Origin of the sequence: Aliikangiella maris, assembly GCF_040719265.1 — a bacterium.
GTDB classification, from domain to species: Bacteria; Pseudomonadota; Gammaproteobacteria; order Enterobacterales; family Kangiellaceae; genus Aliikangiella; species Aliikangiella maris.
On the sequence record NZ_JBFDAH010000004.1, the window covers coordinates 75,368 to 99,994 of the forward strand.

Here is a 24,627-nt window from a genome sequence, read left to right on the forward strand (position 1 = left end):
TCTTTGAAGTGGATTTTTTATTTTTTTAAACTTTAAAACACTCGCATTTATACATGCCACCATTTTTATATTGATTAATAATAAAAAGCAAAAAATGTTTAAGAGATGTTTTATATAGCGTCAAGAAAATACCGATTATTAAATTAAAAAACATTTTGAAGCTAATTGTTTGAAAATAAAAGCGCTTGTAAAAAAGTTTAAAAAAAATGAAAAAAAACCTCAATTATTTGTGTTTTAAGTCGAAGATATATTTAACGGGTTTCATTTATTGTATGAATAAAATCATATTAGTCTTTAAATTATTTTCAGATTAATTATTGTTTTAAAAGATTTTCTGCCAAAGGCATGATGAACGACAGTTTTCTCGACATTTAGTACTGAACTTGCTAAAACTAAATGTATTCAACCGGTTTACCCCAAACCGGTTTTTTTTTGCTTGGCTAGTCTCTAAGTTAATTTGCTTAACGACTAACGACTAACGACTAAATAGCTTTCTTCATCAGAAAGTTTTTTCTGTGAGGCTTGTAGCGTTAGTTGTACTTCTTTAGAGCATTCATTTTCTAATGTGCCCAGCTTATAGTTTTTAGCGACATATGCACCGTATCGTGTACCGTCTAAAAAAGCCTGGAATTCTAGTGAAGTAATTTCGATTAGTTCTGTTAGATTATATTGTTCGAGTTTACGTTGTGTAGCGACAATTTTTATTTTCTCGGCTATTTCTGAACGTATTTTATTGGCGGCATAGTTAATCGATAAATATTGGGGACTACGACAAATTTCGCTTAGAATGTTGGTGTTGATCATTTTGGCGTGGGATTCAATTAATGCATCAACAACCTCATCACTAATTTTATCGGCTAATTGAGAATTACTGGCACTGATCGAAAAGCTGGTAATGCAAAGTAGTATGGCGGTTTTGAATTTATAAATCATGGTTTATTTCCATATTGATGGTTTAAATTGACAACCAGACGTTTTAAAAATAGACAATCCTGATTAAACCCGCCAGCTATTTATATTGGTATAGACACATAAGCGATGTTTGATTTATCTCATTTTATAGTATGATCCCGCTAAACTTGGTCAATTTCATTAAACTTTTATGTAAATACCCATATGAATATTTATATAAATCCTTTAGAATCAATAAGATATTTTTGGTATATATATTGCTTTGTTGAAAGTGGCGCACGCATTAAAATTTATAGGGGAGAGTAGCTGCTTGAAGAATCACTCTAGATTTAACCAAAAATCCACTCAATTTGATCGGTTTGAAAATTTAACAAGTGATTATATTGATACCTGTGTTTATAGCAAAGCCGAGAAAAGAGCTAAATGGTATTTAACGGAATTACAGCAAGTTATTGCCAAAGGCGAATATTTAGATCGGTTACGTAAGGATTATGTACAATGGGCTAAACATTATACTAAGCAAGAGACTGTTGGACTGTCTACCCTAGAAGCAAAATTTGAGACTTCAATTCAATTGACTTCACAACAGTTTGTTAAATCAGCAACTGATTTTGAATATAACACACAGCCCCATACCGCTAGTTTGCAGTTGTCTAAGTCGTCGAAGAAATCAGACTCGTCAACCAAGATAGATAGTTGGACCTTTCTTGAAAAACTTATCGCTGAACGAAAGCTGAATCGGTATTTGCACAAGTCTATAGCTTATATTTTTATGCGTGACTTAGGACAGTCGTTAAATCATCGTAAGACACGCAAAGATATTGCAGTTACCGTCAAACAAATCAGCCGCTGGATACGGACAAATGTGAATTCCCATCAGCGAGATAAAACAGATGAAATCGATACCGAATTTAATCAGTATTGGCTACTGAAAAAAGCTAAACAATATGGCGTAGAAGATACTTGCTTTTGGCTGATTAATAAACTTTCTAAGATACAAAATAATCTGCCACAAGGCATTGATGCCACTCATGCAATGCGTAAACTGGTTAAAATTATTGCAGGTGTGGTACTTCATCAACTACTAGCAATGCCTGCTGATTTAAATCGAACGGATCGTCGTAGAAAGCTGGCTCAAGCGATCAAACTGGGTTATAGCTATGGACTGACTTATCCGTTTATCGATGATCTGCAAGATTCGGCAACAGCGTTGAGTCAGCAAGAAAAACAACAGTTTAATCAAGCAATACGACAAAGTCTGATCCAGGGCAAAGTGGTCACATGCCCGCCATTCAGGGCAGAGAATCAGGCGGCAATGCGCTTTGTGTATCAATCGTTAAGTGAAGCTTTTGAGACAATAAAGACTTGCTTGTCTGCTATGCAGGCAAAGCAGTTTTTTGAGCAGGCTTATATCTTTTTTGAAGCTCAGGATATTGATCGTCAACGAAGTTTAAACCAGTCAACTTATTCTCTAGATGAATTGTTTTTACCTGTGATTTTAAAATCTGCAGGCTGCCGCTTAATTGCCAAAGAAATTGTCAGTTGTCAGGTTGATGAGAATTTTAATTATCATACTTTTTGTTTTGGAATTTATAATCAATTTAATGATGATATCAAAGATATATTTGACGATTTAGCGCAAGGAAATCTCACCCCTTATACCTATTATTATCGGCAAGTGGAAGAAACCAACACAATAACTCAATCATCTCAATCATTAACCAATCCTTACCTATTTTATTGGGCAGTGGTTTATTATTTAATTTATCATGTTTATCAAAATCAGCCTCAGGCCAAGCAATTGTTGCTTGAACGAAGTATTAATGCACATAAAAGTTTATTAAATGCTCTGGGGAATTCACCATATCAGCGTTTATCAGAAAAACTATTGGTGACAGATAATATTGAATTTAACGGTGTGATTAATCAATTAGTTCGTTCGCCAAATGATGTTGCCTGGTTTGACAAATTAATCAGCCGAGAAGTTGCTCGGTTTTTTACTCAGTCAAACCAGCAGAAAGTCGCTTTTCGGCAAAAATATCAAACTATAAAGAATACCGTTGATAAAATTATTCCGTTAACACGCCACGCTAAATTGGAAAATAGTCAACTAGAGCAGGGGTGTAACTATAGTCTACGTGCAGGCGGTAAGCGAATGCGTTCGGTGTTAGCTTATATGATGTGTGTGGAAGAGTACGGTTTTGCACAATCTGATTGTGTGGCGGTGTTGCAAATGCTTGAGTATATGCATACTGCCTCAATAATTTTTGATGATAAACCGTCGCAGGATAATGCTGATTTTCGTCGTGGACAACCGAGTTTGCATCATCACTATCAAAGTGAAGCTTTTGCTGAATTAAGTGGTGTTTACTTAATGATGCGTGCGGTAGAGGTGCAGAGCCAGATGGATAAGTTTGATGCGGCTTTAGTGCTTAAGTCCTTGAGTTATGCGGCGAGCATTACTCAAGCCATTTGTGAAGGGCAGTGGCTTGATTTGCAATCGGATTGTTATCAAACCGATGTTCAGCACCTGACGTTAATCAGTGAGTTAAAAACCGCATTAGCGATTGAAGCCTCACTGGTGATTCCCGCCATTTTAGCTGGAGAAAATGATATAAACCGTCAGTACTTAAAACAGTTTGCCTATCATTTAGGACTGGCTTTTCAAATAAAGGATGATTTGCTGGATTTTCAAGGTTGTAGTGAACAATTAGGAAAGCCGGTTAATCAAGATAATCAAATACAAAAAGCTTCCTTTGTGACTTGTTTAGGCGAAAACGGTGCGTTACAAAAGCTATATCACCATCATCAACAAGCCAGTGAATTACTCGTTCATTTTAAAGTGATTCGACCATTTATGCGACAGCTAACAGATTTTGTCATTTATCGGGATCGTTAGTTTTTTTAAATGTGTAAAAGCCAAAGTATGTAAAGCTAAAGTACGTAAGCTTAAACTATGCCTGGTTAAAATGTCTAAAGTTAAAGACTTCACCGTTTAAAAACGCAGTGAAGTCTTCGACTAATTAATAAAAACCAGCACCAATAACACTATTGATGAATAACCGCCATTTCATGACGACGGATAATGAGCTCTTGATAAGATGATGCTTTTACCGTATCGATAAACGTCCAATTAGCAGTCGCTGCTTGTCGGTTAATGGTGACGGTTAAAAAACCGCGATTAGACAGGTTAGTATATTTTAAACTCCAAACTAATTGACGCAATGCTGTTTCGGCTTGCAAAACCGCTTCGGGTGTTGATAGCCCTAAAAAGCTTTCAGCACCTGGTGAAGAAATGCTGGGCGTTGCAAATTCGAATCCGTTTCTTACAACGATATCGCCCTCGATTATTGTGTTTAACTCATTGGCCCAAGCATTATGCGTATCGCCTGCTAGTGCAATTAAGTTTGAATTATTATTTTTCGTATGATTGAAAATCTCGTCACGTTCTTTTGGGTAGCCATCCCATGCATCCAGATTATAAGGTAGTTGCGGCATTTGCAGTAAAGGGCCTTTCTCTTGCAGTAACTGCATTTGTTCATTAGTGAGTGCTTCAGGATTGGTTTGGGCAATTTCGGCCAATTTGGCTAACTCAAAAAATTCTGCAAGTGATAATTGACCTGTGACGATTGCGCCAGGTAAATTCATTTCACCCATTAAAACCTGTTGTCCAAGTACATGCCACTGATGATTGGTATCGAGTTGTTGTTTTAGCCAGGTTAACTGATTGCTTCCTAATAAACTTCTATCTGAATAGCGGTCAGCATTAAATTGTTGATAGTCGAACTCGCCAGTGTTTGAGAAATAATCGGCATAGGAGAGCTGCTTGTCTCGTCCGATAATGCGGGTGTCGAGCATTATCAAGTTAATTAATTCACCAAACTCAAAGCTTCGATACAATGATGAAATGTTGGTATCGACGGGCGGGCGAATAGGCATCCATTCGGCATAGGCTTGCAGTGCTGCTGCCAGGCGCACATAAAAGTCACCTTCGCTATCATCATGATTTTGCGCACCATCACGCCAGGTATCATTGGCAACTTCGTGGTCATCCCATACGGCGATCATTGGGAAAGCTTGGTGGAATGCTTGCAGATTGCTATCGGTACGGTATTGTGCATAACGCGCTCGATAGTCGGCTAAAGTTATTAATTCGTGAGCTGGTTCAACTTGTCGGTTAAGTGCTTCAGCATCTTCACTGGCATAGCCATCACGGCCATATTCATAAATATAATCGCCTAAATGAATCGCTGCGTCGATATTGCTTTGTTGCGCCGCCAATCCATAAGCATGAAAGTATCCGGCAGGGTAATTTGAGCAGGAAACAACAATAAGTTTGACCTGATCGATTGATCCGGTTGGTAGTGTTTTGGTCGTTCCTACGGGCGAACGATGATTACGCGAGCGGAATCGATAGTAATAAATGGTTGCTGCTGATAATCCGGTTACATCGACTTTAATGGTAAAGTCTCGTGATGCCGAAGTACTGACAACATCTCGGGCAATTATCTGATCAAAATTTGCATCACTGGCTACTTCCCATAAAATCGCGACGGAATCAACCGCTGGATCTTTTGGCGTCGCTCGAGTCCAAATAATGACACGATCACTTTGTGGATCGCCGCTGGCGACGCCATGTAGAAAGTCAGCGTTAATTAAATCGTAAGATGAGCAGCCAGTTAATGAGGTCGATAACCCCACAGTGATAGCCGCTGTACTGATTCCCATAAGTGAATTGCGCACAAATTCACGACGAGTAAGTTTTGACATAAGCGTTCAGGATCTGATTAATTAAATAAGAAAAGTGGCTAGACCTTAAGCGTAAGGTGTGACAAGTCGATGAACGATGGATGTCAGTTATTTGAAACGAGAAGTTTTGTAATAGCAGAAAATATGAATCTGACAATGGATAGATAAAATGGTATGGATAGCGGATAAGACTCAATTCGGCAGCATAAAAAAAGGGCCAAAAAGGCCCTTATCAAAGTAACAAAATTTAACTATTTTACCCAGTGTCTACGATTTTCACTGGCTTGAGTCGAGATTTTTAATAAAGCCAGGAACAGCATGAATAACAGACCCATGCTGCCACCACCACCGCTCTTTTCTTCTGGTGCTGGAGGAGGTGCGGGCGGTGTACTGACTGTAACTGATGCGCTGCTCTCGCTGGTACGATTCAATGAATCAGTAACGACTAGTGTAATGGTATAAGTTCCTGCTGCAGCATAAGTATGTGATGGTGACTGATTGGTACTGGTTGATCCATCACCAAAATCCCAAGCATAACTTAATGTGCCTTCACCATCGGTTGATGTATTAGTTAAATTAACCGTTAAATTACTTTTGGTGGAGGTAAATGAGGCAACCGGTGCGGCGGCAGCTTGTATATCGACCACCAACTGATAAGTGCTGGTAGTATTTTCGCCATCGGTAACACTCAGCGCTACAGTATAACTGCCTGATTGCGCATAAGTGTGACTTGGTGACGCTTCGCTGCTGGTGTTACCATCACCAAAATCCCAACTATAGGTGCGATTGCCTTTACCACCGCGAGTGGTGTCGCTAAAAGTGGCATTTAAGCCCGTTTTATTAACGGTGAAACTCGCAGTCAATTCGCCAGCTAACGACAGTTTTATTTGTGCAGTTGTACTATCGGTTTCCTGTGATAATACTTCCATTTTTAAGCCATTAATTGGTAATACAACACCAGACTCAGGTTGCTCTGGTGTTGAGTAATCGAACGAGTCGTCAAATATTGAAATCGCTTGCAGGTTACTATCGGCTGCTTTTTCCGATTGCGCATATAAACTAAAAATGGCATCACGAATTTGGTTATAGGTCCACCAGATTCCGTAAGTTGCATCGGAAATAATATTTTGGTCGGCATCAATGACACTTAAAAAACCTTCACCGGGATGAACCGATGATTCATTATTGTAAAATGCCTTGTTAGCAAACCACATTAAAACACCGTGATCGTAGCTTTCAGCTTTTAATCCAGCATCTACGCTGTTATGACTGCGTAACTGAATGTAATAGTTTTGGTCTTCACCAATAATTTGATGCTGGCTGATGCGCTCGAATCCCGCCAGCGTGACACTGTTGGCAACTTCAGTATCGGCCACGATGACGCTGTTGCCATCGGAATTAAGTGCAATGCTGTCTACCATAATACCATAGCCGCCTGTATTGGCATCGGTGTAGTACTTGATTGTGACTTCAACAGTTTGATTGTTGTAGGCAGAAAGGTCAAAGGTCAGATCAACCCAGTTTTCACCAATTTTGCTCGATTTTTCTGACAGGTAATTGGTGACCGTTTGATAATGAGTTTCGCTTGGATATTGATCTGGAATTGGGTTAGTCGCGATGGTGTGATTGCCTGCCACTGCGACACCATCAATTAATATTTGTGCGTAATCCCAGTCTTTTTCAATATCCCATTGCGCTTTCATTGTTAGCGTGTGGCTACTGCCCGTCGGAATGGTCAGATTAAATTTGGCGGTATTATTCAGAGAATCACCCCGCTTGGAGTAATAAAAGTAGTTGCCTGCACTTGGATTAAATATTGAAACCGGTTTGGGTAAATTGATTTTAACCTGATTAATACCGCTATCATGTTTTACAGCTTCAACCAGATCGATAGTTTGATCGCCTGCTTCTAAATCAGCTAACTCAATTGTTTGTTGATTGATCCATTTACCACCAAACTTTTGTTGTAGTGTTTCTCTGGCTTGTGGACTAAATCCTGTTGGCATTGCGCCAGGAATCGTGGTACCGGCCCAACTTCCACTTGCCATAATTGACCAGGTACCGACAGGTGAACCAGGCTCATTATTGTTGGTATCGTATTCATCAGGTAAATTGGCAACCATATGACCAAATTCGTGAGAGACAACACCAATTGCGGCATCAATCGGTTGCACGGTATAGTCATGTGCACGAATGCCATCACCACCTGGTACTAAATAGTTATTTACATTCCAACGGTGTGACCAGATAGCATCGGTGCCCAAGACTCCACCACCGGCATCTTCACCAATGCTGGAATGAAATACCATTAAATAATCAATATATCCATCTGGTTCATCAAGAATGCCATTTTTGTTCAAGTCTGTTGGATCATACCGATCAAAATCACTCAATGTAATCCCATATTCGGCAACGGCTTTGGTTACCGCTTCTTTGATTAAACCGACCGTATTAATATCTGAGTCATTATTATCCGGATCATTGGCGCCATATTCACTCGCATTTTTATCTGCGGTAACCCAACCATAAACGGTGCCATTAAATACAAATTCGCCACCAGACTCTGCAGAATAATATTGACGTGAAGACTGTAGGTTTTGCCCACTTGGTCCGGTAAATCCGGTTGGGGAAAACATTAAATCTTGATAGTGTTCTTTAGGGTAACTAGCGTAATACATATTAGTATCACTGGCGGTCAATCGATTATCATCATGTGGTAAATCAGGAAAATCAATGAGTATTGTTAATACTTTTACTTCATGTGGGACCGCTTGAGCATTTTTAGTGTGTCCGGCGTGAGCGTGGCCTGCGTGAGATGAACGCATCGGCAAATTCGACATTAGTTTGCCATTCAAGCGATTAATGTACTGTTGGTTACTCAGTGTTTCTGGCTTTATGAAACGAGTTAAGGCGGCTTGTTGCTCAGCATAGGTTGCGTTTTCAGATAATTCGCCGCGCTTTTTTAACCAATAAAGGATTCTTTCCTGATTAACGGTACCCGGATCTCTTAATGACAGAGAGCGTTCTGGTTTTGCATTGACGGTAGTGATCGATAACGTGGCAGCAAGCGAGGCTGCGACAACTGATTGAGCGAAGAAATTTTTCAATTTGATCATGGTGCTATTTCCCCTTGGGCTTACACATTTTGTAAGCATTTCTTTTGGAATTTATATAATCATTGACAATTTTTTGTCGCTGTTTTTGATCCATCTCTGTTGTTATTTTTCCTTCTTTAATTAACATATTTTCTATTTTACTGGTGTCCAAAATTGGCGGAGAACTTTGCGCACAATTTGGCATTTCAGGATCGGTTTTCATCAAAGGAGGCGGAGCCTGTTCTGTCACAGTCGTTGATGAACTCGTTGTGTCGGTGGCGGTGTTTTGTGTAGTGTCTTTACTATCGTTACTAGATTGACAGGCGAATAATAATGTTGCCATCCCTGTGATGGCGAAAAATGTTTTTGCTCGGTTTTTCAAAATAGACAGTCCTATATATACCAGTTTTGAGATATTATCCCAGGAGAAAATGCTTTACCAGGCTTTTATATCGGCAATAATTTACAATTATTTATAATTGAAATTTCGATTAACTTATGATTTGTTGAACTCTGTTAAAAATATAATAAAATTATATTTTACAAGCTAAAAATAAATAAAATTCTGTTTTTTGGTATTAAATATTGGTTTTTCTTGTATGAATAACATTCCTAATTTGTTGACAGGTTTAACGCACAAATTTGTGGCTTTATATCATTTTGATAATAGGTGATGAATGACCATTAATATGGCTTTGTTGGCTAACTATTAGCCAATACAACCTATCCTAATGGACTTAAAATCGTAGCACAAGTAACATTTTGTAGCTAAATCATTGTGTTTGCTAAATAAGAGAGGAAATTCAAGAGTGAAACGGTGTGAAAAACTGATGAAGAAGTACTGGTTTAAGTCAACCACTAACCGATTTTATATTGAATTTATGTCGTTTTAAAGCCAATATTTTTAACACCGACACAGTGTAAAGCATGGGGTTAATTTAGTTGGGTGAGCAAAACCTTTTATAGACTTGAATGTTTGTCGTTATTATTTAACTGTCTTGCATTAAAATGCGATCTGATAATCGAGCATTATTGTGATTTACTGTCGAAGTAATAAAGTCCTTGTTACTAAAGCTATAATTAAATTGAGCAATGTCAACCTCGTACATTTTGGCAACATAATCGTGTAGCTCATTATCATAATACTCGGTGTAATGCTTTTTAATTCGATTATTACTAGAGAATAAATGGCGTAATTTACGCAACAATAAACGACGCGGACTAAAAGAAGAATTACGATGAGGTAGTTCACTTTGTGCAATATTGAGCTGTTGACAAACCCAATCGAAATCGTGTTGTAAATTTTCAAATCGACCAATGAAGTCTACTAGCTGCTTGCCTTGGCTATCAAACAAGTAATTGTATTGTGGAATGATATGACGATATTTATCACAGAAATTGTTTTTTACTGGCAGGCCGTTAAAGACAAATTCTTTAAGTGACATTTTTCGATCAATTTTTTTATGAAGATATTCAGAAACCAAGCGCTCCCAAGGATTTCTGACAAAAGCAAATTTGAAATAGCTGTCAAATGTTGATTGATCAATATGCCCGCAATCAACATATTCACTGGCAGTTAAATGGGCTAATCTCGATGGACCACATTGAGGATCGCTATTTTTTTTAATATATAGTTGATCTTTTTGTTTCCAGGTAAGTTGAAGGAGGTTAAGAAAAAACAGTTCGACACTTTGGCCGGCAGTTTTGGGGACATGTACAAATATGCACTTAAATTGATTAGATATCATTGTCAGATTTATTATTAGAATACTGCGAAAAATAAAATAATGGCAGATATTTATTAATGTTTGTTGACATGTAAAAAAATGTCATAAATATGTCAAATCATGTAGGCTATTGATATTAGCGGTTGACAATGACGAGGTTATTTAGAATATCCAGGTAGGTTTATGTGAAAACTGAAAATTTAGTCTTCGCTATTGATGCTGTTACGCCCAAGATCTTTAGAGCGATTAAGGGATTTTTTAGTTTTAATTAAAACATCTTCAAAATTTAATTTTCGCTCATATTGAGCGACACCAATGGATACGGTTAACTTGACAACATTGGTATTTCCTTTCTTTTTCAGGCTGATGCCCATAACTTTTTTGCGTAAATTATCAGCAACCATCAAGCCTTGTTTTAGCGGGGTTTTAGGGAGTACCACAATGAATTCATCATCTTCATAGCGTGATACTAAATCACTGCCTTTGGTAGTACTGATAAACAGTTTGACTAAATGTTTTAATACGTTATCTCCCATAAATGTGCCATTAACGTCATTGATTAATTTAAAGCGATCAATATTTACACGTAAAATTGACATGGGAAACAGTTCATCATGTATTGAGGCTTCTGCCACAGTGTGTTTTAAACCACTAAAATCAAGGCAGTTTGTTAGTTTGTCTTGCGAAGTGTTATCTCTCACTTTTAAATAATTATCGAGAGGATGCTCAACATCAAGCGATTCATCTTCATCCGCTTGATTTTTATTTTGCCCGATAATGGTCTTTATTTTATCAACTGCGTCTGATATGTCTTCGTTGTGATCATAATTCTTGACTAATAAACTCAGGATTTCACAAACATATTGATCATCATGATCGCCAAAAATTGAAAGTTGCTGATTTTTGCTGCTAAGAATACTGTTCTCAAATACCTCATTTAACTTTTCTCGATAATTGTCTGCCGATAAATCGATCTCGTCTACCTGTTTTTTCAGTTGATTATTATCGGTATATAAATACTCATAGGCAATGGTGTAGCAAATTGGTTCGGCAGGCAGTTGATTGTCTCTCAACCAGGCCAGTGCGTTTCTGGATTTTAGACCTGCATTTTTGATGTCATCTTGGCGTGAACGACTCATAGTTTAAAAGTACCGAAATAAGGCGATAAATAAATCGAGATTTAATAGCGCATGAGCGATTAAATAATATTCTTTTTAGTATAGACAATAATAAAAAGTTGAAGGTAAAACGCACAAAAATTTACTTTTTAATCCCAAAACTCACTATGAGCTCTGTCAATGTTATAAAAGCAGTGTGTTTATATTGGTAAATGAAATATAAGTAAAGCAAGCTGCTTGAACTATACTGTAAATCAGTATTTATTACGCGAAAGCGACTCAGAGTCAGTTAACCAGCGTTAAGATGTATAAATCAATCACTAAAATTTTTACTTTTTTCCTTATTATCTGCGCTGTCAGTCAATCGCTAGCCTTCGCTCAAAATTCTCCATCGTTATTTGATAAAAAGCAGTTAAATACCTTTGATCCACTAAAGTTTAAACATTTGGACAGCAATCTAGGATTACCACAGGCAACAATATTTTGTATTTTAAAGTCTTCTGATGGTCGTATTTGGGTTGGAACACAAAGTGGTCTAAGTTGGTTTGATGGTTATCAGTTTCATACTTATCGGGCTGATCCAAAAAATCCGCATGGTCTGTCAGATGATTTTGTTTATACCATTATTGAAGATGCCGAAGGCTATTTGTGGATTGGTACCTACGGCGGTGGGCTCAATCGACTCGATCCCAAGACCGACCGTTTTGTTCGTTTTCAAAATGATATTAATGATCCATACTCATTGAGTAATAATGAAGTTACCTCACTATTTATTGATAGCCAAAAACGCTTTTGGGTGGGAACTAACGGCGGTGGATTAAATTTATTTAATACATATAGCAAACGCTTTCAGCGTTTTCAACATAACCCCGAGGTTGTTGAGTCTATTGGCGGTAACAATATTAAACATATAAATGAAGATAGCCAAGGAAAGCTTTGGATTGCATTAAGCAGCTATCCATTTATGAAAGTACCTGGAGCCGGTTTGGACCAGTTTGATCCGAATAGTAAGCGTTTTACACACTTTACTCATCAAAGTGAAAATCCCAATAGTTTATCGCACAATGATGTCACCAAAATATTTATCGATAGTGACGATTCATTATGGATAGGTACAAAAGGTGGCGGAATTAATCATTTTTTTCCTGAAGAAAACCGCTTTATTCATTATCAAAATAATGAAACGGCACACTTTCAAATTGCCTCGGACATTGTACCTGATATTATTGCGGCCGATAAGTATGGGTTATGGATAGCATTGGTCGGTGAGGGGATTGCCTATTTGAATAAACAAACGGGGCAGTCGATATTGCATAAAAGTGATCCTGGTATCATAACCAGTTTAAGTAACCGTGATGCGTATTCTTTGCTACAAGATAAAAATTATTTATGGGTTGGTACCTGGTGGAAAGGGCTAAACCAGTTAAAACTTTCTTCAACACAGTTTAACTGGTTAACTTATAATCCAGAAAAACCAGATGGATTTCCTTCGACCACAGTGCGCAGTGTGGCTGAAGATGCTATTGGTGATTTGTGGATGACATCACGAAAATATGGGGTGATTCATTGGAAGCGTCAGTCGAACGAATTTGAAATAATTGATAAATTTCCAGGGACAGGTAAGAGTTGGAAAAACGATATTATTAATCGGACATTTATTGATTCGGAAAATCGTAAGTGGTTTGCATCTGGAGCAAATGGACTTTACTTGGTTGATGAAGCAAATGGACGCTATCATCATTACCAGCATGATAAAGAGAATAAAAATTCGCTCGCCAGTAATAATATTGTTGCATTGACTGAATATCCAAAAGGGACTTTATGGATAGGCAGTCGATCGGGTGGGGTGAGTCGACTGCATGTTTTGTCTGGTGAATTTAAACATTACCGACATGATCCTAATAATTCAAATAGTTTAAGTTCAAATAATATTGGTTTCAACGCTACATTAGTCGATAGCCATGGTCAGGTTTGGATTGGAACTAATGATGCTGGGCTAAACCGAATTAACCCGATCACTCATGAAGTTACGCGTTTCATGGCTGCTGACATGGAACCGTCGAACAGTAAAAATAAAATCAGTAATAATAACACATCGGCGATAGATGAAGATTCACAAGGAAATATTTGGTATTCGACTTACGGCAGTGGGGTCGATAAGTTAAGCTGGAAAAATCACCGGCTCGTGGTTAAAAATTACTCGGTCAAAGATGGTTTGCTCAGCAATGCGATTGATAATTTAGTTGTTGATGACAATGATATTATCTGGCTGACTTCATCAAATGGAATAAGTCGTCTTGATGGTAAGACGGGTGAGGTTTTTAACTTTGATATTTATGATGGCGCAATGCCAGGTGAATATCTTACTGCAGCTCAAACAAAAGGAAAAGATGGAACGATTTATTTTGCGGGGGCAGCAGGAGTTAACTTTTTTCATCCTGACAAGGTTACTTTGCATCGTGAAGTACCGGATATTTGGGTTAATGAGTTTACCTTATTTAATCGTAAAGTCTTACCAATGGCAGATGATAAAGCGACATTGAATCAAGTGATTGCATATACCCCCCATATTACATTGAATTATCATCAAAACGTATTTGGATTTACCTTTTCAACGTTGGATTTTGATAGTCCGATGCGTAGTCAATATGCTTATAAAATGGAAGGGTTTAATCGAGACTGGATTTATACAGATGCCAATAAAAGATTTGCTTCTTTTACCAACCTTGATGCAGGAGATTATGTTTTTAAAGTTAAGGCGACAAACAAAAATGGATTATGGAATGAACAGGCACGACAAGTTGCAATTACCGTACTGCCCGCACCTTGGAAAACCTGGTGGGCTTATAGTTTATATGTCTGTAGTATGGTGTTGATTATTTGTCTGTTTATTTATCAGCGGTACAAATTAATTAAAGAAAAATATCAAACAGAAATTGCTAATCAGCAAATTAAAACTATTGAGGCTGAAAAGCAAACAGCGACTGCCCGGCAACAAATGGCTGAAGATAAACGACAGATGGCGGAAAAAGCCAGCCAGGCAAAGTCGGAATATCTGGCAATGATGAGTCATGAAATTCGTACGCCGATAAATGGTGTGATTGGTACCGCTGGTATTTTGAGCGAACTGCCGTTAACTAAAGAGCAAATGAACTACATTGACATGATAAAGGTAAGTGGTGAAAACCTGCTTTACATTGTTAATGATATTCTCGATTTGTCCAAGCTGGAAGCGGGCAAAATGACGATTGAAAAAGTCAGATTTAATTTACGTGATTGTATTGAACAAGCGCTAGATATTTTTGTTAAAGAAATTGATGAGAAAAAACTCGAGTTGAATCTTGTGGCGAATAACAATGTGCCTTTGGAAATAATTTCTGATTCAACGCGACTACGTCAAGTGATTGTTAATTTGGTTGGGAATGCTTTTAAGTTTACCAAAAAGGGCAGCATAACGGTGCTGATATCAGGTAAAAAAATTAGTGCCTCAAAGCGTCAGTTAACCTTTGCTGTTCAAGATACCGGAAAAGGTATACCTATTGATAAACAAACAAAAATATTTGAGGAGTTTTCTCAAGCTGATGATAGTACATCAAGAATATACGGTGGAACAGGCTTGGGATTAACGATTAGTCAACGTATTATTAAAAATCTGGGAGGGCGAATTAAAGTTGACAGTGATGGACATACCGGTACTAGCTTCTACTTTTCAATTGAAGTTGATTTGCCGACAAACTCACCAAGTATTAATACGATAAAATCAATAGACTTGTTGCTCGATAAACAACTGTTGTTACTAACTCCGGATTATTTTTTAGATAAAACGTTCAGTTATTTGGCAGCGAGTATGTCACTTAATATTACCTTAAAAACCGGTTTTGTATCAGGATGGCGATATCTTACTCAAAATAACCGACCTGACTTAATTATTGTTGATCATGCCTTTAAAGATTCTGAAGCTAAAAAATTTATTGAATATTGCAAATCATCGTCAGAGTACGAGAATATTCCGGTTTTTATTATTTGTACACCCAAAGTTATCAGTCAGCATCATGAAGGCTATTTACAGCGTTATGATCATATTATTTCTAAACCACTTAAATTTAGTGCGTTAAAGAATGCATTTGTTAGTTTGTATTCAGCAAAAGGTAAGCGATTGGTTGCACGTGAGCTGGAAAATGAAGCGGAGTTTGCCAAGCAAAATCCTATGCATATATTAATAGCCGATGATAATGCCGTTAATCAAAAAGTGTTGATGCATATTTGCCGTCGACTGGGTTATCAACCGGATGTTGTTTCCAATGGCAAAGAAGTGCTGGCTGCTGTCGCGAATAAATATTACGATTTAGTCATTACGGATATGCAAATGCCTGAGATGGGTGGAGTGACTGCGGCAAAAATGATTCGCAAAAATGCTCAATATGATAATTTGAAAATTGTTTTAGCTTCATCGGATATTCTCATTTCTGATAAATTTGCCAGTGATACAAAACTATTTCACGATGTATTAATTAAACCCATTTCGCTTAATGCATTGAAAAATTGTTTAGTGAAAGGGCAGCGAAAAATCAATAATGAATTAACTAAGGCACAGTTTAATCGGGATAAACTAAACCGTAATTCCTCGAGCAATATAAGGTAAGCACGGATAGGAAAACTGTAAATAAGAACAATACAAATAGAAGCGGTGCGGATAGTAGTAAGAGAAGTGCTAGCAACACTAGCATAATTGAGGGTGCGCTTAGTAATGTTGAAATGAGCATTATTAAGGCCAATAAAAAGCCACTTCATATTGAAGTGGCGAGAGATTGTTGCAGTTTTTTGAGATAAAATACGTTCAATGTAAGATTAGTAATGCCACCCTTTATGGTTGGCTTTATCGAGTTCAAATTGGTTTTGTTCGGTCAAGCTTTCTATTTCTTCTTCGAGTACGCTGATTTCACGTAGCATATTGAGTTTAGCTTCTTTGGACAATCCTGTTCCTTCGCTGGTCACTTGATCTTCTAACTGGCTTTTTTCTTCAATGAGCTGATTAATTTGCAGGTTGTTGAGGTAGTAAATCTTTCCTTCTTTATAAGCGGCTAAAAACGCCCGTTCTAAATTGGTGGGGCAAAAATGATGATAATCTGTTCCTTGCATACCTCGTTTCCAACCATTAGCTGGAATACAGTAGCGTTTGAGTCCATCAAAATAACCTTTTCGATATTGCTGGTGGTCTACATTAACCTGGTATTCTTTGCAGGCGTTATAATGCTGGTCTATTCTTTGGCCTCTGGCTAACAGTCCGTCATTATAGCCTGATTGATATCAGTCGGCGGTTCGGCATTCACCTTCTGACATTGATGCGCAGCCAGTTAACCAAATAATGGAAAAAATACTAAAGAGTATTGAAAAGAGTGGGATTAATCGTTTCAATTGCATAAATTTTATCCAGATTATTTAATAATTTTGATTTGAGCATACATTGTAAGCTTAGCGTTTAAAATGTAAAAGTGAAAGCATCAGGATGAAAACACAAGTTTGTTGAATTCATCCTGAACTAACTTCCAAACGGCTAGTGGCTGTCAATGAAATTTTAACAATATGATTTACCAGGCTAGAAAATATTGGTTTTTGTTACTAATCCAACTTTTAATTCGTTGGTAATGAGCTTCAATCATTGAGCCGGTGATAATGCAACAGATACCAATGAGCGTTAAAGCAACCCAATGATTTAACTCGAAATGGAAGAGCAGCTCACCCAAAAAGTTAAACATGCCAATTAGAGTTAATAGACTTCCGCTGATAAATAAAGCTCTTTGCTGTAATAAAACACTCACGGTTAATAGTGATATGCCAAATATTAATGTTAAATAAATTGCTAATGAGTCACCTATCAAAAAGTAATTGACTAGTCCAGCATAAAGCAAACATAAACTGGCTAATAGCCGGTAATGTAGCTGACGTAGCTTTGTTCTGGCAGACATTTCAAATAGCATCAATGCACCAATCAAGGATGAAAAGATCATGTTGAGCGCATCAGGTAGATAGTTCTCAAAAACAATAACAAAGTTAAGAACACCAATAAATATTAATACTAAAGAAATGCCTTCGAGGAGTTGTCTCTGCCTGGATTTTTCTGTTAATGGAAAACTAAATTGTCGAATTAATACAAAACCGACTAAACAACTGCATGCTGTCAGAAGCGAATCCATGTGATAAAGCCAAAAGCTACGACCAAGTAATAATAAAACCGGTAAAAATTGTAATGTTAGTAGAAATTTTCCTTCGAGTGTTTTCATTGCAATTTGTTTTTTTGCTAAAAAATGGTAATACAACAATAGGCTTGATGTGCAAATGAAAACAAAAGTGGTAATAAACAATGTATCCCTTATGGGAATTAATAGTAACGAGTTGATAGCAATGAAAAGTAGACTGGCTTGTTTGTTTAAGTGGCGGTTGAATACCTTGAAACCAAACAAAATAATCGGGGTGCTAACAACAAATGTTGCTAAACATAATCCTATGGTCAGGCTCAAACTTTGTGGTTGCCAGGTGAATGGTTGATTTGCGTCGGTGAGTGTTGATGACTGGAAAGCCTGAATGAATGCGCCAGAAATGACAAAGTCTATTGGGATAGAAATTAATGATAAAGATAATAGTAACCTTGCGCCTTTTGATTCTTTCAAATATTTTCCAATGAGTAAGGCGATGACTGCTAATAGCAGCGTGTGAGTTAAAAATATGATATAGCGTATGCCATCTCCGTGTGTTTGCCAGCCTTGCAATACAAAACTGTATAAAGCGATTAATATGGCAAAGCCGCCAAGACTGCGTAGTAGAATTGGTAAATAATTCAGCCAACTTGATTGATGTTTCTGCTCGGGGGGGTGCGCGAATTTTTCTGATTGTTGCCAATCTTGAAAAATAGATGTTTCATTAGTCTGCGAGTTGGTTGATATTGAACTAGTCATTGTTAGCTCCGTATTGTGCTTGTTGCGAAGCGATTAGCTGCTCAAATTCAGCTTGTATTTTTTCGGCATATTCGGCCTCTAAAAATGATTGTTCCAGATGATTGTCGCTATTAACTGCTGACACTAAATCGATGCTATTTAAACGATTGATACTGTTACTTTCGGTTGCCATGATGTTTGCTTCCCAACGGTTGAATGAATCATTAATGATATTGCCGGTAGCCTCATGTTGTGAGCTGGTTTGAAGTGATAGCCGGCTTTGTCGCGTTTTTAGTAAATCTCGTTTTTGTTGGTGTTGCCAGATATCCTGCTCGAACCTTTGAATGTCGGCGGTGAGTTGTGCTTGTGCTGTTTGATAGGCTTGCAGAGTTTGCTGTAATTTCTCAATTTGTTGAGTTAATTGTAATTGACGGTGGATACACTCTTTGGCTTTTTCAGGATCGCTAACAATCTGTTGTTGCGCTCGCTGATGCCATTGTTGTTGTTTTTTTTGAGTCGTATGCAAAGTTTCCTGAATTTGATTAATATGCAGATTTAAATTGGCTTGTTGTTTTTTAGCGATAAAAACCTTTTGTTTTTGTTGATTGATTGCTGCACCTATCAGTGCATCATGATTTTCTAACTCGGTTACCGCATCATCCAGTTTTGAAAAAAGCTGTATAGAAAGTCGTTTGATAAATGACATAAGATCATCCTCGATAGCTGATAGTGCGGATAATATCGATGATGCTTAAAGGAAATCACAGCCGATTGACTCAAGTATTAAATGACGATACTTTGAGTGTACTAGTTACGCTAGTTTTCAATAAACGGAACAAACTAACTTAATCATCCAATTAATCAAAGATTTAAATACTGGCTAAACCATGAACCTAAAGACGAGCTTGATTTAACAATTACAAACATATCTGGCAGAAGTCGAGCAATCTCGAATTGAAATTTTAAAAATGATTCCCATTAGTGGTGGCGATATTAATCAGGCGTTTCGAATTAAAACGGCCACACGCGATTACTTTATAAAATTGAATTCGTCAATGTGTTACTCCATGCTGGCTTGTGAAGCCGACAATATTGCACTGATAGCAAAAACTCGGCAAATTCAAATTCCCAAGGTACTGGTTAGCGGAGTAATTGAGAATTACAGTTTTATAATTTTACCTTTTATCGATATGCAATCATCTGGCGATAAAGCGCTTTTTGGTAAGCAACTAGCTAAGCTTCATCAAAATTACGGAGAAAAATTTGGTGGGATAGGCGATAACTATATTGGGTTAACACCACAAATCAATCGACCCTGCGCAAGTTGGGCCGAGTTTTTCAGTCAGCACCGAATTGCGTTTCAACTAAATTTATTAACACAAAAAAATGTCAATTGTCGGTTGCTCAATAAGGGTAATCAATTAATGGCAAGCATTCCCGAAATGTTAAGACAAAGAAATTGTCGACCGTCTTTAATTCATGGTGATTTGTGGTCTGGAAATTATGCATTTGATTTGGCCGGACAGCCTGTTATTTATGATCCTGCTTGTTATTATGCCGATCATGAAGCTGAACTGGCGATGCTGGAATTATTTGGTAGCCCAGGTAAAGCGTTTTTCAATGCCTATCAGCAAATTATGCCAATTGAAAAGGGATATGCTCAACGTAAGTATTTGTATAATTTGTATCACATTTTAAATCATGCAAATTTGTTTGGTGGTGGATATCTATCGCAAGCAGAATCAGTAATAGACAGTTTGTTAGCTGTTCAGTGGGATGAGCTGAGCACGAGTGGTTAAGTTTTACACGCACAGCGAAAAGCGCTATTTATTAGTTTCAATATATACTTACAACGATGGCTTTTATTAAACTCGAATTGACTTGTGTTGACTTGCGTTGAGGCACAAGGCAAAAATTGAGTTGCGATAAAGCGATTGAAAATTCAGATAAATAACTGAAAGTCGAATAATTGTGACTCAATTCTTTAATGGTGGCTTGCAATTATTGGGTGCTTCATCCATGATTTTAAATAAGACTTTGAAATTAATCAGTTATTCGGAAAAAATATAATGCGGCAGCAGTTACAGCAGGTAGTTTGGCAGCTTAACGAGATTATTTTAGGAAAAGAACACCAAATTAAACTGGCTTTAGTCTGTTTATTAGCCAAAGGCCATTTGTTGATAGAAGATTTACCTGGCATGGGTAAAACAACGCTCGCTCATGCGTTAGCAAAAATTTTAGGATTAGATTTTCAACGAATTCAATTCACCAGCGATTTACTACCTGCTGATATTATCGGATCTGCTATCTATCAGCGCAGCGATGAAAGCTTTAAATTTCATCAGGGTCCAATTTTTACTCAGGTCATTCTAGCCGACGAAGTTAACCGGGCAACGCCAAAATCGCAAAGTGCGCTGTTAGAAGCCATGGAAGAGTATCAAGTCACTTCAGAAGGGGTGAGCCGCCCGCTACCAGAACCATTTTTTGTTATTGCTACTCAAAATCCTTTTCATCAGATTGGCACTTATCCTTTACCTGAATCACAACTGGATCGATTCTTAATTCGTTTATCTCTAGGCTATCCTGAGCCAGAAGTTGAGCGCTTATTGTTTAAAGGACAAGATACTCGTTTTCAAATTGCCAGTTTACCGCCAATACTGGATGGTAAAAAATTACTGGCTTGTCAACACGCGATTGCCAAAGTAGTGGTTTCTGAAACGTTACTCGATTATTTACAATTGTTAGTTTCGGCAACCAGAAATAGCCAACACTGGTCGCATGGATTATCACCTAGAGGCGGATTGGCATTACTCAGGGCTGCTAAAGCTTGGGCTTATCTTGCCGGGCGAGATTTTGTTTTACCAGAGGACATTCAGGCTGTGTGGATTGCGGTTGTTGGCCATCGCTTAACAGCGCAAAATGCGACGCAACAGTCAAGCGAATCTCCCTTGGAGGCTATCCTTCATTCGACAGCGATCCCTCGTTAAAACGATATTACATTACTGGGTAGAGTGGCGAAATGCTGAGCAAACCAACTACTGGATTAAAATGGCGATTCAGGCGATTTTTTCGCAATCGCATGCCTGTTGGCGAAAGGGTAGAGCTCAATCAACGATCCACTTATATTTGGCCAACTCGCGAAGGCTATCTACTGATTGTCATTGTATTATTGATGTTGATAGGCGCGACTAACTATCAAAATAATTTGGCATTTTTATTAACCTTTTTATTAATCAGTATAGGGTTAGTGAGTGTAATCTTAACTTATCGAAATATACAGGATATTCAATTTACAGTGCGTGTCCCCGATGAGTTGTTTGCAGATTCTGTCAATCGAGTCAGCGTGATGTGTACTGATCGGGCTGGTCGTAATCATCATACGGTAGGCTTAGGTTTGTCTTATGAGCAATTGAAATTTATTGATATTCCGGCTGAACAAACGGTGTCTTTGGATATTTATCTCGATACATTAAAGCGCGGCAGGTTAATCATGCCCGGAATAATGGTGTCGAGCATTTATCCATTCGGTTGGCTGCGAACCTGGGCTTATATTCAGTTACAGCAAGATGTATTGGTTTATCCTAAACCGGTTGAGCCGCCAGAGTTTTCTCAACTGGCTGGTACTCAAACGGATGAAGAGGGACAAAAAGCTGAGGGAGTTGATGATTTATATGGGCTGAAACCTTATCAGGCAGGGGAGCCATTAAGTCGAATCGACTGGAAGGCTTTTGCTAGGGAAAGAGGATTGTTTATTCGTGAATTTAATGGCTATCAGGCTAGCCGCATTTGCTTTTCTTGGAATGATTTTCCAGGTGTCGCACCAGAATTGCGATTAAGTTATTTAACATTTCTTGTGATTGAAGCCGCGAAAGCTCAGTTAGCTTTTGCACTTGAGCTACCAGACAATTCTGTCGCTTTTGATGAAGGCGAAGTGCATCGCTCCCATTGTTTGCAATTACTGGCTTGCTATCAGCTTGACGCTCATTTAACTGAAAAACAGTTTATGACACCAGTAGCTTAAGTAAGGAGAGTTCTGATGTTGATTTTAATACGATAACCTGGCCGATGATCGATTTTATTTCTCAATCACAATTTAAAAGTCGACAGATATTTCTGCCGGCAGTGCTGTTGGCTCATCAAGCCGTGTTATTGCCACTTTACTTTTTTGTACCTGCTTGGATTGCACTGTTAAACACTTTAGTGGTGGTCATGGTGTATTGGGCTTTTTATCGGCAATTAGTGATTCATCGCTGGATTAAATTAGCAATTACGCTGGTTGCCATTGGTGGCGTGTATGCCGTATTTCAAAAATTTACCGGAAAAGAAGCGGGAATTGCGCTAATTACCGCGATGTATGGTTTAAAAATACTCGAAGTGAAAAATATTAAAGATGCGAATTTAGTATTAAGCTTTGGCTTTTTTATGCTAGTGACCGGCTTTTTATTTTCGCAAAGTTTAGCTATTGCCGTTTATCAGTTTGTTCCGGTGGTTCTATTGTTATATGCATTTGTCGCCGTTCATAGTATTCAGCGCTATCCGATTTTCGGTCGACAGTTCTCTCGCTTATTAAAACGTCTAGCAGGTTATTTATTACTGGCTATTCCCATTATGTTGGTGTTGTTTGTATTTTTTCCCAGACTCGGTGGACCAATTTGGCGAATGCCGGGAGAAAGCAGTGCATCAAGTGGTATTTCCGATAGTATGAGCCCTGGTGAGATTAGCGGGTTACAATTATCAGATGAAGTTGCTTTTCGGGTTGTTTTTAATGGAAAACTCCCAGCAGAAGCAGACTTATATTGGCGTGTGTTAACCCTGGATAAGTTTGATGGCATATCCTGGACCGCTCGTCCACCAGTCAATATTTCGGCAAATCCTGACAGTTTGAGTCAAACTGATTTGGTTGAATACGCCATCACACTAGAGCCAACTCAACAAGATTATCTGGTGTTATTAGATCGCCCTGTAATTTTGCCTGATAAAGGCCAGTTAAAAAGTGACTATTCGGTGCGAAGTGACTTTCATTTGATCGATAGAGTAAGATTTACGGCCTCGTCTTATCCGAAATTAATAATTGAGCCAGAATTAACCGACAGCCAAAAGGCATTTTATACTCAGTTACCTGGTTCTGGTAATCCTCGAGCAAAAACATGGGCGCTAAATCAGCGTAATCGTTTAGATAGTGACTGGGCGTTTATAAATCAGGTTCTACAACATATTAATCAACAGCCATTTCACTATACTTTAACCCCACCGATTATGTCAGAGGATACAGTTGATAGTTTTTGGTTTGATAATCAACGGGGGTTTTGTGAACATTATTCTGGAGCATTGGTATTTCTGGCGCGTTCAGCAGGTATTCCGGCTCGTGTCGTGGTCGGTTATCAAGGCGCAGAGCAAAATACGCTTACAGATTATTGGATTGTGCGTAACTCGAATGCACATGCTTGGGTAGAAATTTGGCTAAAAGAACAAGGCTGGATTCGAGTTGATCCAACTGGCGCAATTGATCCCAGCAGGGTTGAGCCTCAATTGTTAAATGATTACCGGCAACGTGAAAGGTTGTTTGGTGATTTTGAGGTTGTTGAACTTGGCGCCGTTGACTGGATAAAGTCGATGGAATATTGGGTCGATCAGGTTAACGCCAACTGGAATGACTGGATCCTCGATTACAATGAGTCAAAGCAACAACAACTGTTCTCTCATTTAGGACTCGAAGGAATGACCAATCAGCAACTAATGACTTTGATGGTGCTGGTTGTTTTGGGATTGGCGAGTATGGCTGGATTTCAAATATTGAGGAAACGCCGCTCAAGTTTGCCATTGGCGAGACAATTTGACTTGTTACAGCAAAAATTAGCTAAGCAAAAAGTGATTGGGTATGATCCTTCGCTTGGTCCTGCCGAGTTAAAGGCAAAACTGGGACGAATCAGAAAATATCACTTCCGTCATGTTATTGACTTACTTGATGAATATATTGCGCTTCAATATGCGGCTTCAAGTGCTGATGAACAGCAGGTTAAGCAATTAGTTAAACGTTTTAAACAACTCAAGTTATAAATTATGATAAACGCATGATTAGTAATTAGTTATCGTG

14 protein-coding genes and 1 pseudogene are annotated in these 24,627 nt (G+C 38.1%); 6 read left to right on the forward strand and 9 right to left on the reverse strand.

Annotation, left to right across the window (positions count from 1 at the left end; genetic code table 11):
- Window positions 1–468: 468 nt before the first annotated feature.
- A complete protein-coding gene (locus ABVT42_RS04780; protein ID WP_353873888.1) occupies window positions 469–933 on the reverse strand; it encodes a hypothetical protein in 465 nt (154 codons plus the stop codon).
- Window positions 934–1,222: 289 nt separating this feature from the next.
- Here ABVT42_RS04780 and ABVT42_RS04785 point away from each other — a divergent pair, with 289 nt between their 5' ends.
- Entirely contained in the window at window positions 1,223–3,811 is a 2,589-nt protein-coding gene (locus ABVT42_RS04785) for a polyprenyl synthetase family protein (protein ID WP_353873887.1), read from the forward strand.
- 149 nt (window positions 3,812–3,960) lie between these two features.
- On the opposite strand, the gene ABVT42_RS04790 is transcribed toward ABVT42_RS04785, so the two are convergent.
- From ABVT42_RS04790 to ABVT42_RS04810, 5 genes are all read right to left on the reverse strand, one after another.
- Window positions 3,961–5,682 (reverse strand): alkaline phosphatase D family protein, encoded by a 1,722-nt coding sequence (locus tag ABVT42_RS04790; protein WP_353873886.1) that lies wholly within the window; start codon window positions 5,680–5,682, stop codon window positions 3,961–3,963.
- A 230-nt stretch (window positions 5,683–5,912) separates the two neighbouring features.
- Complete coding sequence (locus tag ABVT42_RS04795) at window positions 5,913–8,777, reverse strand: immune inhibitor A domain-containing protein (protein WP_353873885.1); 2,865 nt, start codon at window positions 8,775–8,777, stop codon at window positions 5,913–5,915.
- A gap of 4 nt (window positions 8,778–8,781) precedes the next feature.
- The gene (locus ABVT42_RS04800; protein ID WP_353873884.1) at window positions 8,782–9,138 is read right to left on the reverse strand and encodes a hypothetical protein; all 357 of its coding nucleotides are present in this window, start codon (window positions 9,136–9,138) and stop codon (window positions 8,782–8,784) included.
- Between the two features lie 607 nt (window positions 9,139–9,745).
- Entirely contained in the window at window positions 9,746–10,504 is a 759-nt protein-coding gene (locus ABVT42_RS04805; RefSeq protein ID WP_353873883.1) for a sulfotransferase family 2 domain-containing protein, read from the reverse strand.
- Window positions 10,505–10,683: 179 nt separating this feature from the next.
- Window positions 10,684–11,622, reverse strand: coding sequence for a GGDEF domain-containing protein (locus tag ABVT42_RS04810; RefSeq protein WP_353873882.1), 939 nt, complete (start codon window positions 11,620–11,622; stop codon window positions 10,684–10,686).
- Between the two features lie 283 nt (window positions 11,623–11,905).
- Between ABVT42_RS04810 and ABVT42_RS04815 the strand changes: the two genes are divergently transcribed.
- A complete protein-coding gene (locus tag ABVT42_RS04815; protein WP_353873881.1) occupies window positions 11,906–16,243 on the forward strand; it encodes a two-component regulator propeller domain-containing protein in 4,338 nt (1,445 codons plus the stop codon).
- Window positions 16,244–16,449: 206 nt separating this feature from the next.
- Here ABVT42_RS04815 and ABVT42_RS04820 read toward each other — a convergent pair.
- The 3 genes and pseudogenes from ABVT42_RS04820 to ABVT42_RS04830 all read right to left on the reverse strand — a co-directional run.
- Window positions 16,450–16,896 (reverse strand): annotated as a pseudogene (locus ABVT42_RS04820) (DUF2799 domain-containing protein); the annotation flags it as partial.
- Between the two features lie 293 nt (window positions 16,897–17,189).
- A complete protein-coding gene (locus ABVT42_RS04825) occupies window positions 17,190–18,554 on the reverse strand; it encodes a hypothetical protein (protein ID WP_353873880.1) in 1,365 nt (454 codons plus the stop codon).
- The gene (locus ABVT42_RS04830) at window positions 18,547–19,239 is read right to left on the reverse strand and encodes a PspA/IM30 family protein (protein ID WP_353873879.1); all 693 of its coding nucleotides are present in this window, start codon (window positions 19,237–19,239) and stop codon (window positions 18,547–18,549) included. The genes ABVT42_RS04825 and ABVT42_RS04830 overlap by 8 nt, the downstream gene beginning before the upstream one ends.
- A gap of 223 nt (window positions 19,240–19,462) precedes the next feature.
- On the opposite strand from ABVT42_RS04830, the gene ABVT42_RS04835 reads away from it, so the two are divergent.
- From ABVT42_RS04835 to ABVT42_RS04850, 4 genes are all read left to right on the forward strand, one after another.
- A complete protein-coding gene (locus tag ABVT42_RS04835; protein WP_353873944.1) occupies window positions 19,463–20,332 on the forward strand; it encodes a fructosamine kinase family protein in 870 nt (289 codons plus the stop codon).
- Between the two features lie 270 nt (window positions 20,333–20,602).
- Window positions 20,603–21,520 carry an AAA family ATPase gene (locus ABVT42_RS04840; RefSeq protein WP_353873878.1) on the forward strand — a complete coding sequence of 306 codons (918 nt, stop codon included), beginning with the start codon at window positions 20,603–20,605 and terminating at the stop codon, window positions 21,518–21,520.
- Window positions 21,521–21,552: 32 nt separating this feature from the next.
- The gene (locus tag ABVT42_RS04845; RefSeq protein ID WP_353873877.1) at window positions 21,553–22,554 is read left to right on the forward strand and encodes a DUF58 domain-containing protein; all 1,002 of its coding nucleotides are present in this window, start codon (window positions 21,553–21,555) and stop codon (window positions 22,552–22,554) included.
- A 44-nt stretch (window positions 22,555–22,598) separates the two neighbouring features.
- Window positions 22,599–24,590 (forward strand): transglutaminase TgpA family protein, encoded by a 1,992-nt coding sequence (locus tag ABVT42_RS04850; protein WP_353873876.1) that lies wholly within the window; start codon window positions 22,599–22,601, stop codon window positions 24,588–24,590.
- The last annotated feature ends 37 nt before the right edge of the window (window positions 24,591–24,627 follow it).